The organism is Flavobacterium channae (assembly GCF_021172165.1).
In the GTDB taxonomy this organism is placed as follows: domain Bacteria; phylum Bacteroidota; class Bacteroidia; order Flavobacteriales; family Flavobacteriaceae; genus Flavobacterium; species Flavobacterium channae.
In genome coordinates this window covers 237026-253668 of the sequence record NZ_CP089096.1, presented here as the reverse complement: position 1 = coordinate 253668, position 16643 = coordinate 237026, and the positions used below count along the sequence as shown (strand labels likewise).

11 protein-coding genes are annotated in these 16643 nt (G+C 34.7%); 3 read left to right on the top strand and 8 right to left on the bottom strand.

The annotated features are described in order from the left end of the window. Positions 1–4: 4 nt before the first annotated feature. Together LOS89_RS01055 and LOS89_RS01050 are read right to left on the bottom strand one after the other, a co-directional pair. A complete protein-coding gene (locus LOS89_RS01055) occupies positions 5–937 on the bottom strand; it encodes a PorP/SprF family type IX secretion system membrane protein (RefSeq protein ID WP_231835882.1) in 933 nt (310 codons plus the stop codon). 45 nt (positions 938–982) lie between these two features. After that, on the bottom strand, positions 983–6784 hold the full coding sequence (locus LOS89_RS01050; protein WP_231835881.1) for a T9SS type B sorting domain-containing protein: 5802 nt from the start codon (positions 6782–6784) through the stop codon (positions 983–985). A 374-nt stretch (positions 6785–7158) separates the two neighbouring features. On the opposite strand from LOS89_RS01050, the gene LOS89_RS01045 reads away from it, so the two are divergent. Then, positions 7159–7905, top strand: coding sequence for a UDP-2,3-diacylglucosamine diphosphatase (locus LOS89_RS01045; RefSeq protein WP_374107736.1), 747 nt, complete (start codon positions 7159–7161; stop codon positions 7903–7905). Here the strand turns inward: LOS89_RS01045 and LOS89_RS01040 are convergent. From LOS89_RS01040 to LOS89_RS01015, 6 genes are all read right to left on the bottom strand, one after another. After that, positions 7902–9170, bottom strand: coding sequence for an MFS transporter (locus tag LOS89_RS01040; RefSeq protein WP_231835879.1), 1269 nt, complete (start codon positions 9168–9170; stop codon positions 7902–7904). The two genes, LOS89_RS01045 and LOS89_RS01040, sit on opposite strands and share 4 nt — an antisense overlap. Then, positions 9163–10863, bottom strand: a complete 1701-nt coding sequence (gene recJ / locus LOS89_RS01035; protein WP_231835878.1) for a single-stranded-DNA-specific exonuclease RecJ — start codon at positions 10861–10863, stop codon at positions 9163–9165. Before recJ ends, LOS89_RS01040 begins: the two co-directional genes overlap by 8 nt. 123 nt (positions 10864–10986) lie before the next feature. Then, entirely contained in the window at positions 10987–11319 is a 333-nt protein-coding gene (locus tag LOS89_RS01030; RefSeq protein WP_231835877.1) for a HopJ type III effector protein, read from the bottom strand. 3 nt (positions 11320–11322) lie between these two features. Further along, a complete protein-coding gene (locus LOS89_RS01025; RefSeq protein ID WP_231835876.1) occupies positions 11323–11745 on the bottom strand; it encodes an OsmC family protein in 423 nt (140 codons plus the stop codon). A gap of 84 nt (positions 11746–11829) precedes the next feature. Further along, positions 11830–12501, bottom strand: a complete 672-nt coding sequence (gene rsmI, locus LOS89_RS01020; RefSeq protein ID WP_231835875.1) for a 16S rRNA (cytidine(1402)-2'-O)-methyltransferase — start codon at positions 12499–12501, stop codon at positions 11830–11832. Then, positions 12502–13452: a DUF8457 domain-containing protein gene (locus LOS89_RS01015; protein WP_231835874.1), complete on the bottom strand. Its 951-nt coding sequence runs from the start codon at positions 13450–13452 to the stop codon at positions 12502–12504. A gap of 101 nt (positions 13453–13553) precedes the next feature. Between LOS89_RS01015 and LOS89_RS01010 the strand changes: the two genes are divergently transcribed. Continuing rightward, positions 13554–14186, top strand: coding sequence for a thymidine kinase (locus LOS89_RS01010; RefSeq protein WP_231835873.1), 633 nt, complete (start codon positions 13554–13556; stop codon positions 14184–14186). 1 nt (position 14187) lies between these two features. Further along, positions 14188–16632 carry a bifunctional UDP-N-acetylmuramoyl-tripeptide:D-alanyl-D-alanine ligase/alanine racemase gene (locus LOS89_RS01005; protein ID WP_255671042.1) on the top strand — a complete coding sequence of 815 codons (2445 nt, stop codon included), beginning with the start codon at positions 14188–14190 and terminating at the stop codon, positions 16630–16632. Positions 16633–16643: the final 11 nt, after the last annotated feature.

Sequence of the window (16643 nt, the reverse complement as noted above, 5' to 3'; positions counted from 1 at the left end):
TAGGTTAGAAGAATCTCGGTGAACTTGATACTTTCTTCGGAAAGTTCAAATCAAACAACAATATAATCTCATGAGATGAAGGTGTTGTCACTTTCAAATCTGATACAATATGATCATAAGCATATCCTATTCTTACCGATGGTGTTACAGCATAGTTAACCATAGCTCCAAAACTATCATCTAAACGATACGTAGCGCCCACCTCAAACTTCTCATTAAACAAAAAGTTAGTTGATACATCCAAAGATGTTGGTGCGCTAAAGGCTGATTTCAACATGAAAAATGGTTTGAACTTAACGCTCTCATTAATATCAAACACGTAACCTCCTGTTAAAAAATAATGTGATGTCTCGGTACCAAATTGAAGCTCATCGCCTGAACGCTGTACGTCAAAATACGTCGCCTTTAACATATTAGGAACTGATAATCCCAAATAATATTTGTTCGTGTAATAGAAAAATCCTGAACCAAAATTAAAATAGGTATTGGAAATATCGCGACTAAAAGCTGCATCATTCTGTTGTGGTAAAGTATAATTAATATCACTAAACAATCCAACATTATGAAATGTCAAACCTACTTTAACTCCAAAGGCTAACTTATGTTCGCCTCCTAAATTTAACGTGTACGAAAAATCTCCATAAACATTATTCTCCTCAACCGGACCCAGTTTATCAGAAATAAAACTAAGACCCAAGCCAACATTCTTTCCCACAGGTGCATGTCCGAAAAACGTCCCCGTAGTAGGAGCATCCTCTATCTCAACCCATTGCTTTCTATACAATAATCCCATAGACAAGTTCTCCTTACTACCAGCATATGCCGGATTCATTACACTCATATTATACATATACTGCGTATAATGTGGATCTTGTTGTGCATGTAAATCTACAATCGTAGTAATTACAACTAAAGCTACTAAATATAGTTTCTTCATTATTATTTCTTTTTATAGCTGCTACCGAAGTAGCAGCCTCTTTTATTATTGTTGTCTGTTTATATATACCCAACCCGTTTTAGCAGGTAAATCGTTAAATTCAATTACATAATAGTAAGTCGCGTCTGGCAATTCATTTCCACTATCAGACTGACCAAACCACTCGTTTGAATAATTTGATTTACTGTAAACCTTAGTTCCATATCTGTTGAAAATCTCAACCTTCTTGATATCATAACCTGATAAATCCCAAGAATCATTTTCGCCATCTCCATTTGGTGAAATACCTTTTGGAATTTCACAACCAATAACAGCTATATCCATTGTTACAACATCAGCACAGAAGGTAACATCTGGAGTAAAGGTATAAGTAAAGACACCAATTGCATTAGTAGCTATAACTGCTGGAGACCAAGTACCCGTAACACCCTCATTAGATGCTGTAGGCAATGGAACAATTGCTCCTAAACATAAGTCATCAATTTGTGTGAAAGTTGGTGTTGATCTATCATCGATAGTTACAAGAATAGTTCCAACAGCAGCACATTGACCAGCATTAGGTGTAAATGTGTATGTTGAAGTTCCGATAATCGAAGTATCAATCGTTGCTGGAGACCAAGTACCTGTATAACCTTCAATTGAAGTCGTTGGCAATGCCGCAGAAGTTCCTTCACAAACATCAGTAATATTTGTAAAAGTTGATGGGTTGTTAGGTGTAATTACAATTGTAGCTGTACTACTTCCTGCATTCGTACAATTAGTTGCATTGACAGTAACAGCATATGTAACAACATAAGTTCCAGGAGTACTCAAAGCCAAATCAATAACCCCAGTTGATGGATCAATTGACAATCCAGGTGTTGAAGAATATGTACCTCCAGTAGCAAACCCAGCAGCAGATGTATTAGGCGATGGATTTGTAGCATCAGAAATACAAACTGGTGTTGTATATGAAATTGTCGTAACTGGATTAGTATATACTACTGGATTAATAGTAAATGTTAATGGATTAGAAGAACACCCTGTAATTAAATCAGTGGCAACTAATGTATAAGTTCCAGGTGCTACACCAGTGAAATTAACTCCAGTTTGAGTAGTTGTTGTTGTTCCATCACTTAAAGTATATTGATAATTAGTAACATACAAACTATAGAAACCAACATCTGAATAATCTGGAAGATTCGGCGCAGTATTCGTCCAATCAATAACATTCCAATCTGCAGGATTCCAAGTCATTGTAGGTAAAACAGCAGAAGTTAGTCTTCTGTAATTATAACCTACACCCCCACCTGGAGTAAATACCACTTGGTTTACACCCCAATTATCAAGCGCAACATCTGCACTTGTTGTTAAAACAATATTATCATTATTATTAACACCATTACAAGTTGTGAATGATAAATCTGGAACCACACCTCCTTGATTAGCAGCAGAACTTAATTTAACAACTACTACATCGTCATTAGCAAGAATACCACTTAATGCTAAATCACATGTAGCAGGACCTACGGCCGCAGTATAAACTTTTAATTTATAATTTGCTAAATCTACTGCATTTCCTGTTCCATTGTAAATCTCAACATAAGTTAAAGCCCCAGAAGTGTGATCTGTAATTTCAGAAATAAATAAATCTGTAGGTGTATTTAACTGAGTATTAACTGGAGAAGTAACTGTGAAAGATGCAGTTGGATCTGCACAAACAGGAGTTTGTGTAATGTTAATAACAGGAACCGGAATAGACGTTACAACTACAGTTCCGGTTTGACCAGCTGTACTATTGCTGCAAATACCAAGACTTACACCAGTTAATTCAACAGTTATGTCAGCTGTTGGTAAATTCATTGTTAATGTAACAGAACCTGTAGCATCAATATTTATTGTTTGTGTAGTACCTCCATTTACAGTATAAGAAACCGTTGCGTTTGGAGTTCCAGTAATAACAAACTCAGCATTACCAACTCCTAAACAAATATTACTATCAACCACATTTAATGTAGCAGTTGGCAGCGCATTAACTAATACACTTGAAGAGTTAGTGACCGGAATTGAACATGATGTATTAAAAATATTTATCAATTGTAACACTACATTACCAGCAGTTGGATTTGTAACTGTTATCGTTGCTAAACCAGAAGCATTTAATGTAGTAGTTTGAGCAGATCCTCCGTTAATAGTATAACTTACAGTAAAGTTTGGAGATCCTTCAATAGTAAATACAGCATTATCACCCACACAAATTTCTGTATTAGAAGTAACTTGAGTAATTGAAGGAGAGAAATTAGTAATTACAATTGGTGCAGGTGCTAAAATAGCACATCCATTTACTTGGAAGTTAAAATCTGCATATGTACCTGCATTTAATCCAGCTAAAATTATTTGCCCACTTGAATTTGCAATATAATTAGTTGGACCAACTAATACCGTGTCATCAGTATATGTAACAGAATATGTTTCCCCTGGAACAAAACCAGACACAGTTATTGTTGCATTAGAACTTCCACAAGCTTCATTTGTTGAAGCAAAAGTTGGAACAGCTTGAATCGTAAAGTTTGCAATATAATTGCTTCCGCCATTATTAACTAAAATTGTATCATCACAATCAACCGTACTATCGTTATCTCCAGTTAAATCAAAGAAAACCTCAATTACATAATCACCTGGAGGATAATTTGTCAAATCTAATGGCGATTCGGCATCATTCAATACTTCCTGCCATTTTTGATCACCAGTATTACAAGTACCACCACCTGTAGGGAAAGTACCTCCAGAACAATCATCAAATAAAGGTAAATTTAAAACTGTAAAAGCTCCTGGTGCTGTACTTGCTTGATAAATTCTATAATTTAATCTTGCACTACAAACATTTGAAGTGGCAGTTTTGAATGATTTTAATTCAGCACCTCTAAAAATTAAACTTCCCGAATTTTGAACATAAACTCCTAAGTCTGAACCAGGAAAAACGTTTGCTGAAGGACCAATTAAATCAGCTCCTACACCAGTTACATTATAAAACTCACCATCTGTTGCAGTATTTGTACAGTTTTCAACCCAAACTGCTGTTGCAAAAGAATTAAATGTACATGTTCCTAAAATCTCCACATCCATTTGGAAGTTAGGAGAACATGGGAAAGTTGCAGCATTAGGTGTAAAAATATACGTAAACATTCCAGCAGTAGCAGTACTAATTTCCGTAACTGGATTTCCAGCTAAAGTCCATTGTCCTGTTACTCCATTAATTGAAGTATTACTTAAAGGCACGTTTGCAGCACCTGAACAAATAGCTCCTGGAGTTGAAAAAGTTGGAACTATTGTAGGATTAAGAGTTACTACAATTTCATCCTCAACATTATTAATTCCACAAGTAACTATACACTTATATGTTCCTGACTGATATACCGTTAAAGTACTTGCAGTTTCTCCAGGAATCAAAGTGTTATTAAAAAACCATTGATACTGATCTGCAGTTGTATTAGAAGAAACTATTTGATATGAATCAGCACATAATGTCTGATCAGCACCTAAATTATTACTACATACAATAGCACAGTTTGTAGCTCCTGCACCTGTACCATTTAAATTTGTCTGCGTAAATGTTACCGTCCCTGGTTGGTTACTAAAATTAGTAATTAAAACAATATAAATATTATTTACTACGGCATTAGCAATTGTAAAATTCTCAATTGCTGCTGCAGAATAACTACAAGAGGCAATATTGTTTGGAATTGTAGTGTTTCCGTCAGGAAAATCGTATATACTATTACATGAAGTAGCAAATTGAGCAGGTGTAAATGGACCCCAAATTATGTAATCCACGTCAATCCCTGCACCTGTTGCACTATTTGTTTGAGAAATTTGAAAATTTAAATTCCCAGATTGACTTACCTGCATAAAATACCAAGAAGGGTTAGGTGATGTAGATAAACATCCTATACTTCCATAACTAGGAACACCTACTGAGTTGGTATATACCAATCCCGTTTCACCACAAAATGCTGAAGCATCAGAACAATCTACAGGAGTACCAACACATAGCGTAAAAGAAGTGTTTTGACCTGCTGTACCAGTAAAGCTATACACTCTAATGTAGTAGGTTTGACCAGGAATTAAATTTGATGCAACACTACTTTCAGGATCACTACAATATAATTGAGTTAAAGATCCACAAGATCCAGTGTAAACAACATGATATAAATCAGTAGTACTTCCTGTTACGTTAACTAAAGATATAGTATGAGTTGTTTCTGTTGCAATAAATTGAAACCACACATCATCATCATCTGTTCCACCACAACTATTTGGATTTGGTGAAGCAGTTGCCCCTAATACAGTACCATCTACAGAATTAATACATGCTGTTCCAGTATTTACTGGTACAGGAATAGCAGTACTACATTCATCATTAGAAATTAAAGTAGCGAAATTTCTTGGACCCGCCCAAATACTTGAATCTGTTGGGTCACAAATTGCTCTAACATAAACCTCATATTGAGTTGCAGAAGGGAAACCAGAAAAATCATAAGTAGGAACCCCATATACAGTAGCTGTTACAGCAGCCCCATTAGGCGGATATCCAGTTCCAATAGGTTGAATAATTATTTGCCATTCAGTTGCACCCGCATTATCTGTCCAAGTAACTGTACCTGAAGAAGTAGTTAGTGCACTTACCACTATATTAGATGGCGCAGGACATGTTGGTGGTGTACACAATGCAGGACCTGAATACAACACCGTTCCTTGTGTACCCGTATTAAAAGGCTTATTATAAATCTGAACGCCTAGAGGATCTATAATTGACACCCCTACTTCATTAGCAAAACCACCTCCTGTGTTCCAAAACAGTTCAAAAGGCTGACCACTACACAGAGCAACTGTAACGTTAACCGGACCGGCACCTGCTGTAAAAGTTGACCCAATAACAGCAACTGTTTGACCAAATTGTCTAACTGTCATTGTATTGCCATTCCATCCATCTCCCCATGAATCTGTCATTCTAAAAACAAAATCACACTGTTGAGATGCAGCACAAAGAGCTGTTGTAAAAGTTTCAGAATCTGACCAAGGGCTTGGGTTATCTTCTCCACAAATAGCTCTTACATAAAAGTCATATGTAGTAGCTGCCGTTAATCCGTTCAAAGTGTATGGATTATTTGACGTAATTCCTGTCACTAAAGTTCCTGTACCTTGAGCAAAACCAGTTGGTCCATACTCTACTTCCCATAATGAAGCACCTGTTGGGTTACTCCAACTTAAATTAACAGATGTATCTCCTATAGCTGAGACTGTTAAGTTATCTGGTTGCAAACATTGTCTATCAACATTTACTTTATCAAGAATCCAACGATCCCCTAATCCATTTGTAACTTCATGAACAAATGCAATATAAACATTTTGATTAGCGTAAGCATCAAGGTTTATAAATTTTTGTTGCATCAAATCATTAATGATTTCTAATTCTGTGTATGTTCCTAAAGTTACTGTGAAGTCAGTAATATTTTGTGTTGTTGTTGACAACATAACTTTATAAACACTTCCTTGCTCTCCATTTGTAACGGATCTAGCAAAAAATCTAACTTGCCCATTTAAAGGGACATTAACTTGAGGTGTGATTAACCAATCTTGAGCAAGACCGGGAACACTACCTTCACGTGTTGACATAGCCGAAGCTGTACCAAAAGTCCAAACATTAGGTAGAAGTGTATTTCTACTCCACGACTGAACTGTTCCAACGCCGTTATCTGTAACTACCCAACCTGTAGGAGGAAAAGTAGCACCTTCAAAACCTTCGGAAAGCTGTCCAAAAGCAAAAAAGGTAAAGAACGACATGAAAAAAAGTAATAGTTTTTTCATTATGTTAATATTGTTTTAAGGTTTGATTAATTTTCAAAGTTACATAATAAATCATTCTTATTACAAATTATCGATGAAATGCTTTTTTTACCGACAAAAAAACAAGAGCCTTTGATCTAATCATCAAAGGCTCTTGAATATTAACAAAATAATTATTGTTATTTCTTTACAATTAAGAATTCACTTCTTCTGTTTTGTGCATGTTCTTCTTCAGTACATTTAGTGCAAGCTACCTTAGGTTCGCTCTCTCCAAATCCTTGTCCTGAGATTCTATGTTTATATATTTTCATTAATTAAGGCATGCGAAAATTTAAAAAAGTATAGTTAGTTGTTTTTTTCTAACTTTGTAAAAAAATAATAAATTCTTATACTGAATTAACTTGAAAATATATTTTGCATCAGACCAGCACTTTGGCGCACCAACGCCTGAGTTAAGTTTTCCAAGAGAACAAAAATTTATACAATGGCTAGATATTGTTAAGAAAGACGCTGACGCTATTTTCTTACTAGGTGATTTGTTTGATTTTTGGTTTGAATACAAAACTGTTGTTCCAAAAGGTTTTGTAAGAGTTTTAGGTAAATTAGCCGAAATTAAAGATTCTGGTATTCCAATTTATTTTTTTGTAGGAAATCACGACTTATGGATGCACGATTATTTTCAAAAAGAGTTAAATATTCCTGTTTATCATGACAATCAAGAATTTACTTTTAACAACAAAACTTTCCTAATTGGTCATGGTGATGGAAAAGGTCCGGGCGACATGGGTTATAAAAGAATGAAAAAAGTCTTTACAAATCCTTTTTCAAAGTGGTTGTTCCGTTGGTTGCATCCTGATGTTGGTGTGAAATTAGCCCAGTATTTATCTGTAAAAAACAAGTTAATTTCGGGTGCAGAAGATGTAAAATATTTAGGAGAAGAAAATGAATGGTTGGTTCAATATTGCAAACGTAAACTTGAAACCAAACAATATAATTTCTTTGTTTTTGGTCATCGTCATTTACCTTTAGAAATTGAATTAACTGAAAATTCGAAATACGTTAATCTTGGTGATTGGATTGGCTATTTTACCTATGGTGTTTTCGATGGTGAAAAAATGGAATTAAAAGAATTTAAAAACTAGTCTGCTTTTTCCAATTCTTCTATTTCTTTTTCAAGATCTAAGTTTCTAAAAGATGGCGAAATAAGTGCGGTGACAAACACCGTTCCTATTGTCATGCAACCACCAAAAACAACAGCTCTAACAACGCCCATTAATTTGGCTGTAACACCACTTTCAAAAGCACCTAATTCATTTGAAGAACCTACAAAAATTGAATTTACAGAAGAAACTCTTCCACGCATATTATCTGGTGTATGCAATTGCAAAATAGTATTTCTAATTACAACCGAAACTCCATCTGCTACTCCACTTAAAAATAAAGCCAATACAGAAACCCAGAAAATTTCAGACAATCCAAAAACTATAATACACAATCCGAATATAAAAATTGCAGTTAGTAACTTAATGCCTGCATTTTTGTTTAATGAAAAATAAGCTGCTGCTAACATTGTTATAATAGAACCAACGGCTGGTGCTGCACGAAGCACGCCAAATCCTTCCGAACCCACTTTTAAAATATCTTGTGCGAAAATTGGAAGCAATGCAACAGCACCACCAAACAAAACGGCAAACATATCAAGAGAAATAGCGCCTAAAATTGTTTTATTGTTAAAAACGAATTTCACTCCTTCTTTCAAACTTTGAAAAATAGGTTCTCCAATTTTAGGATTCAAAATTGGTTTTTTGGAAATTTGAGACAATAATAATAAGGCTATTATTGTACAAGCAAAAACCAAACACATTGACCAATGCACCCCAATAATACCGATTGAAAAACCAGCAAGTGCAGGACCAAACATAGCCGCTAATTGCCAAGTAGAACTACTCCAAGTAGCCGCGTTAGGATAATTTTTCTTTGGAACAATTAAGGAAAGTAATGAAAAAACTGTTGGTCCAATAAAAGCTCTAACCAAACCACCTAAAAAAACCAAAGCATAAATAACCCAAAGTATGGTAGCTTTTGATAAACTCGAAATCAATTCAGGAACGGTTATAAGAAACAAGCCCAAACTTACTATTGAAAATCCAATTAAACATTTTACAAGCAAGCTTTTCTTTTCATTTTGATCTACAACATGACCAGCAAACAAAGCCATTGCAACAGCAGGAATAATTTCCATTAAACCAATAATACCAAGAGAAAGTGGATTTTTAGTTAAACTATACACTTCCCATTCGATAATAACAAATTGCATTGACCAAGCGAAAACCAATGCAAATCGCATTGCTAAAAATAATCTAAACTCTTTAAATCGTAATGCTGCGTAAGGGTCTTTTCTAGCCATTTGACGGACGAATATCTCGTAATTGAAGTTGCAAAGTTACAACATCGCGCCATTCATTTTCCTCTAAAGATACAATTGCATCGAATTTTGATGAATTTTTAACAACTTCCAATTTAGAGCCCAATTTAAATCCGATTGCTCCAAATTTTTCAGAGTTATTTTGCTGAATATATAGTTTTAAATGCTCATCATCTTGACCTAATAATTTTGGATAACCTGTATCATTTACATTTTTAATCAAAAATAAAGGCGTCATGTTTTCAGGCCCAAAAGGTTCAAACTGTTTTAACAATCGCATTAACTTCGGATTGATTTCTGATAATTCAATTTCAGCATCATACGAAATTTCAGGAATCAACAAATCGGGATGAATCGTATCATTCACTACTTTTTCAAAAGCTTGCTTGAAATTATCGTAATTTTCTTCTTTCAAAGTCATTCCAGCAGCATACATGTGTCCACCAAATTGCTCCAAATGTTCAGCACATGCTTCTAATGCATTATAAATATCAAAGTCTTTTACCGAGCGTGCCGAAGCAGCTAATTTTTCGCCACTTTTTGTAAAAACAATCGTTGGTCGGTAATAATTTTCTACTAATCTTGAAGCGACAATTCCGATGACACCTTTATGCCAATTTTCTTGGTACACAACCGTTGAAAATCGACTTTGCTCGTTATTTTCTTCTATTTGAAGTAACGCTTCTTTCGTTATTTGTTTATCAAGGTCTTTTCTGTCAGAATTGTGTTGTTCAATTTCCGAAGCAAATTGTTCTGCCTGATCTAAGTTATATTCCGTTAATAAGGCAACCGCTTCATTTCCATGCTTAATTCTTCCAGCAGCATTTATTCGAGGTGCTACAATAAAAACCACATCGGTAATGGTTAAAACTTGCTTTTTTACATTCTGAATTAACGCTTTTATTCCAGGTCGTGGATTGGAATTAATTACTTCTAATCCAAACTTCGCCAACACCCGATTTTCTCCCGTAATTGGAACAATATCGGCAGCAATGGCTGTTGCCACTAAATCCAAATACATGACCAAATCTTCAATAGTTTGGTTTCTATTTTCTGCTAATGCTTGAATCAATTTAAAACCAACACCACAACCACATAATTCGTCATACGGATACGAACAATCTTCGCGTTTTGGATCTAAAACTGCAACTGCATCTGGTAAAACATCACCTGGTCGATGGTGGTCGCAAATGATAAAATCGATATTTTTTGCTTTAGCATAATTCACATGATCTATCGATTTGATTCCGCAATCCAAAGCGATTATCAAACTCACGTCATTGTCTTCGGCAAAATCAATTCCCATATACGAAATGCCGTAACCTTCCGCATATCTATCGGGAATATAAGTAGCAACATTCGGATAAAAACTTCTTAAATAACTCGACACTAATGAAACTGCAGTAGTTCCGTCGACATCATAATCGCCGAAAACTAAAATATTTTCATTATTTGCTATGGCTAATTCTATTCGCGCCACCGCTTTGTCCATATCTTTCATCAAATACGGATTATGCAAATCGGCTAATGTGGGACGAAAAAATGTTTTGGCTTGTTCGAAGGTTTCAACACCTCGTTGAACTAATAAAGTTGCGATGATTTCGTCAACTTGAAGTGCTTGCTGAATGGCTTTTACTTTTTCTGGATTTGGCTTTACTTTTTGATTCCAACGCATAGTTTAATTACGAATTATGAATTATGAATAACTTATTTTGGCTTATATAATTGAATGACAAAGGTATAACAATTTTTCAATTGCAAGATGTGATTTCTCCTTTTGGTTGAAAATGACAAATAATTACGAAAGTGCTTCTTTTTCAAACACGATTCCGTCCCAACCAAAATTCATAAAATTTCGAATGTTTTGATGATCTGAATCATTAGGTGTTTCAAGTACTTTTTGATAATGTTCACCAAAAAGAAAAAGTGTTTCTTCTTTTGTTAAATGCTGCATTTTTGCAAATGAAAACACTTTACAAGAACCATTATTTTGATTTTCTTCGTTTACCACATCGCCATTTTTAAAAAATGTTGGTGTAAAAGAATAATTTGCATCAATTGTTTTGATAACCTCAGCAAATGGAAACACTTCTGATTGTTTTACTTTAGTAATAAGTTCAGCTATTGTCATTATTTAATCGTGATAAAAAATTTCGACTTCAACTTTAGCAAACTGACGGAACATTTCCATAACGCCACAATATTTATCAACTGATAAATTGACTGCTTTTTCTAATTTTTTCTGATCTAAATTAGGACCATAAAAATGATAATCCACTTTTACTTTATGATAGATTTTTGGATGTTCTTCAGTTAATTCGCCAGAAGTTTCAATCTTAAAATCGGTCACTTCTAACTTCATTTTTTCCATTAAAGAAGCTACGTCTAAACCTGTACAACCTGCTAAAGCAGATAACATCAACGCTTTTGGACGCAAGCCTTTTCCTTCTCCTCCGTTTTCAGAACCAGCATCTATTGAAATAACATCGCCACTTGGATTAGTGGATTCAAATTGCATTTTACCTTTCCAGGTAGTAGTTATGTTGTGTGTATCCATTTTTTGGTTAAACTGTTTAAAGTTTAATTGTTTAAAATTTTTCTAATATTATATAACTAATGACTGAAGACAGAACACTGATTACTATTTTTTCCCGCCAACACAAACCACAATTTCGCCTTTAGCTGGTTTCGCTTCAAAATGTTTTAGTACTTCTTCGGCAGTTCCTCTTACGGTTTCTTCGTGTAATTTTGATAATTCTCTGGAAACCGAAACGGGTCTGTCGGCACCGAAATATTGTACAAATTCGGCTAAGGTTTTGTTTAATTTGTGTGGCGATACATAGAAAATCATGGTGCGATATTCTTCTTGTAAGGCTAAAAATCGGGTTTGCCTTCCTTTTTTATCAGGTAAAAATCCTTCGAAAACAAACTTATCGTTTGGTAAACCGCTATTTACCAAAGCCGGTACAAAAGCAGTTGCTCCAGGCAAACATTCAACTTCAACGCCATTTTCTACACAAGCTCGTGTAAGTAAAAAACCTGGATCGGAAATGGCTGGTGTTCCTGCATCGCTAATTAATGCAATGGTTTCACCTGCTTGCAATCGTTTTACCAAATTTTCAACGGTTTTGTGTTCGTTGTGCATGTGGTGACTGTGCATGTGCGTAGCAATTTCGAAGTGCTTTAGCAATTTTCCGCTAGTACGCGTGTCTTCTGCTAAAATTAAATCGACTTCTTTCAAAACTTTAATCGCTCTAAAAGTCATGTCTTCTAAATTACCAATTGGCGTAGGAACTATGAATAATTTACCCATTTACGAAAACTTTTTCTCGATAATTTCCATAAAACGTGTTTCAAACTCTTCATTTCCTTCCCAATTGTTATAATCTGGCTTAACAAAATCTTGAACAAACGCTTTTGCTTCTTCAAAACTATCAAACGTATTTAATTGCGAGATTACTCTGTTAAAATCATCTGGATTACCACCAAAAAGTTTTTTCTCAAATCCAATTCTATCATTTAAACCAAACGAAATTGCTTTGTTTAATCTGTCGTTTAGTGAACTTATTTTAGATTCTTGAGCTACAACTTTTTCAGCCGTTGCTTTTACTTCTTCTTCTAACACTTTTGGCGCTTCAGCAACAGGCTCAGGAATTGCAACTTCTTCTACTTCTTCTTTTACAGTTTCAACTGCTTCAAAAATTGTATCGTTTGCTTTTTCTACTTCAGCCGGCACATCTTCTACTTTTACAAAATCCAATTCTTTGTAATCGTGTACTAGTAAATCTTCAAAAGATATTTGTTTAGCCGCTGGCTCTTCTGCTTTTGGTGTTTCTACAACAGGCTCTTCTTCTATAATTTCTTCTTCAATTGCCGTCATCAAAACTTCTTCTTCCTCTTCATCATCTTCTACAATTAGTTCTGCAACCACAATTTTTTCTTCCGCAATCGGAGTTTCTTCTTCTTTTTCTTCTGCTACAGGTTCGTTTACTACAACTTCTTCTTTTGCAGCCACAACTTCATCCACAACAGGAATTGGTTGTTCAAAAACATCCACTTTTTTATCTTCTAATTTAGCTTCAAGAACTTCCTCTGAAATTTCATTTTTTACCAATTCGAAATTTTCTTCATAAAAACGCAAAATCGTCAATTGATCGTACAAGTTTTTGGCTTCTTGTTGTAATTGAACCGTTTCTGAATGGTTTTTTAACTTTAAAATTCGGTGTGCAATACTGATTAATTCAGCGGTTACTCTTTTCTTCATAACTTTAGGCTGTAGCGTTTACTATATCGATTGTTTTTTACTATTTTTGTTTTGCTTACAAATGTAGCAGAAAATAATTTTTAACGTACGAAAGATACAAAATGTTTCTCGAAAATACCGTAAATCAGCAAGAACAATTTGGTTGGATTGAAGTAATTTGTGGCTCCATGTTTTCGGGCAAAACCGAAGAACTAATCCGCCGATTAAAACGAGCTCAATTTGCCAAACAAAAAGTCGAAATTTTTAAACCTGCAGTAGATACTCGTTATGACGATGAAATGGTAGTTTCGCACAACCGAAATGAAATTCGTTCTACTCCAGTTCCTGCAGCAGAAAATATTCGAATTTTAGCACAAGGTTGCGATGTTGTAGGTATTGACGAAGCTCAATTTTTCGATGAAGAAATTGTTGCTGTTTGTAACGATTTGGCCAATTCGGGAATTCGAGTTATTGTTGCCGGACTAGATATGGACTTTAAAGGAAATCCTTTTGGACCAATGCCAGCACTAATGGCAACGGCTGAATACGTTACTAAAGTACATGCCGTTTGTACTCGTACTGGAAATTTGGCACATTATAGTTTTAGAAAGTCTGATGATAAAAGACTGGTAATGCTAGGGGAAACTGAAGAATACGAACCATTGAGCCGTGCCGCTTATTTTAAAGCTATCCGAGAAAACATGGAAGTGAAAGATGTTGAAATTGTAAACAAGCAAAAAGACGATAATCAATAAATTGAACCTCAACTTAACTCATATTATTTCGTTTTGTAAAGGCGTTTTTCACGGAAATTCGACTGAGTTTACCGCAAGTCATATTTCGATTGACAGCCGTTCATTACAAAATGGAAGCAACACTTTGTTTTTTGCTATCAAAGGACAAAATCACGATGCCCATTTATATTTGGAAGAGTTGATTGCAAAAGGCGTTCGTTATTTTGTGGTCGAAAATATTCCAGAGCATTTATACGAAAAAGCGAATTTCATTATCGTTGAAAATTCGTTAAAAGCACTACAACAAACTGCGATTGGCTATCGAAAACAATTCGATTTTCCATTTGTGGGAATTACCGGAAGCAACGGAAAAACCATCGTAAAAGAATGGTTAAATTTCTTATTAAGTCCCAATCATTTGATTGTTCGAAATCCGAAAAGTTATAATTCGCAAGTCGGCGTTCCCTTATCAATTTTAGCGATTGAAGGCAATTATGATTTAGGAATTTTTGAAGCTGGAATTTCGTTACCCAATGAAATGTCAAATTTAGAACAGATAATTCAACCGAAATACGGCGTTTTAACGAATATTGGTTCGGTTCATGACGAAGGTTTTTCCAATCGTGAAGAAAAAATCAAAGAGAAAATCCAACTTTTTGAAAATTGTTCCGATATTTTCTTGGAAAAAAATGCTGAAATTGAAGTTTTACTTCCAGAAAACAGTCAAAAACATACTTGGAGTTTTTCGGATGAAAGCGCGAATCTTTTCGTTTCGAAGAAAATTGAAAATGGTAAAACCGAATTGACTTTCAAAAACAACGAGAACTCTTTTACTGTAACTATTCCGTTTTCCGATGAAAATTCGATTGAAAATGTAATTACTTGCGTGAATTTCATGCTGTTTTTAGGCGAAGAAATTGCGTTTATCCAAAATCGTATTGCCGAATTATATCCAGTAGAATTAAGACTTCAAGCCAAAAAAGGCATCAATAATTGTTTAGTAATCGATGATAGTTATTCCGTAGATTATCAATCATTGAAAATTGCATTGGATTTCTTAGAACAACAAAAATTACACGATAAAAAAACCATTATATTATCGGATATTTTTTCGAGTGGCATTGCCGTTGAAACACTTTACAACCAGGTGAAACAATTGCTTTCGAAAAATAAAATCGAGCGTATTATTACCATTGGGGAAACCATCGGAAAACAATTGAACGATTTACCAAATGTGATTTCGTTTGCCACTACGCAAGAATTTTTACAGCAATTCAACATGCAATCGTTTCAAAACGAAACCATATTAGTAAAAGGTGCTCGCGGATTTAACTTTCATGAAATTGTAGTTTTATTGGAAGAGAAAAATCATGAAACCATTTTAGAAATTAACCTCGATGCAATTAGTCACAACTTGAATTTCTACAAATCCAAACTAAAACCAGATACCAAAATTATGGTCATGGTGAAAGCGTTTGGGTATGGAAATGGCGGTTACGAAATTGCCAAATTGCTCGAACATCATAAAGTCGATTATTTAGGCGTGGCTTTTGCCGATGAAGGCATCGAATTACGAAAAGCCGGAATTACGACTCCAATTATGGTTTTAAATCCTGAAAACAGTAGTTTTAGAGCCATGATTGCCTATAATTTAGAACCCGAAATTTATTCGATTACGGGTTTACAAGCCTTTTTAAAAATTGCGCAACACCAAAATATTTCGCATTATCCAATTCATATAAAATTAGATACGGGCATGCATCGCTTAGGATTTGAACCGCATTTGATTGACGAGTTGTGTTCTTTGCTGAAAAACAACAATTTCGTTAAGGTGAAAAGCGTGTTTTCGCATTTAACAGCGAGTGATGATTTGCAATTTGATGACTTCACGAAATTACAATTTAAACGTTTTGATGCGATGTATTCCGAATTAGAAAAAGTATTGCCTTCAAAACCAATTCGCCATATTTTAAACACATCTGGAATTTTCAATTATGCTGAAAAACAGATGGAAATGGTGAGATTAGGTATTGGTTTGTATGGTATTGGAAATTCGGAACAAGAATTGAAAGTGTTGGAAAATGTGAGCACTTTAAAAACCATCATTTCCCAAATCAGAGAAGTCTTACCTGAAGAAAGCATTGGTTACAGTCGAAGATTTCGAGTAACTCAAAAAATGAAAGTCGCTACAATTCCTATTGGTTATGCCGATGGCATTCGAAGAGCTTGGGGCAATGAAAAAGGTTTTGTTACCATCAATAATCAAAAAGCAACCATTTTAGGATCAATATGTATGGACATGATGATGGTAGATATTACGAACATTTCATGTAAAACGGGAGATGAAGTGATTGTTTTTGGAAAAAATCCAAAAGTAACAGAGATGGCAAGTGTAATTGGAACGATTCCGTATGAAATTTTAACTGGAATTTCGCAACGTGTTAAAAGAATTTTTTACAAAAATTAACATTTTGTTTT

Coding starts and splice junctions, on each gene's coding strand:
- LOS89_RS01050 (WP_231835881.1), bottom strand. CDS start 6,784: ATGAAAAAACTATTACTTTTTTTCATGTCGTTCTTTACCTTTTTTGCT.
- LOS89_RS01010 (WP_231835873.1), top strand. CDS start 13,554: ATGTTTCTCGAAAATACCGTAAATCAGCAAGAACAATTTGGTTGGATT.
- rsmI (WP_231835875.1), bottom strand. CDS start 12,501: ATGGGTAAATTATTCATAGTTCCTACGCCAATTGGTAATTTAGAAGAC.
- LOS89_RS01015 (WP_231835874.1), bottom strand. CDS start 13,452: ATGAAGAAAAGAGTAACCGCTGAATTAATCAGTATTGCACACCGAATT.
- LOS89_RS01030 (WP_231835877.1), bottom strand. CDS start 11,319: ATGACAATAGCTGAACTTATTACTAAAGTAAAACAATCAGAAGTGTTT.
- recJ (WP_231835878.1), bottom strand. CDS start 10,863: ATGCGTTGGAATCAAAAAGTAAAGCCAAATCCAGAAAAAGTAAAAGCC.
- LOS89_RS01040 (WP_231835879.1), bottom strand. CDS start 9,170: ATGGCTAGAAAAGACCCTTACGCAGCATTACGATTTAAAGAGTTTAGA.
- LOS89_RS01025 (WP_231835876.1), bottom strand. CDS start 11,745: ATGGATACACACAACATAACTACTACCTGGAAAGGTAAAATGCAATTT.
- LOS89_RS01055 (WP_231835882.1), bottom strand. CDS start 937: ATGAAGAAACTATATTTAGTAGCTTTAGTTGTAATTACTACGATTGTA.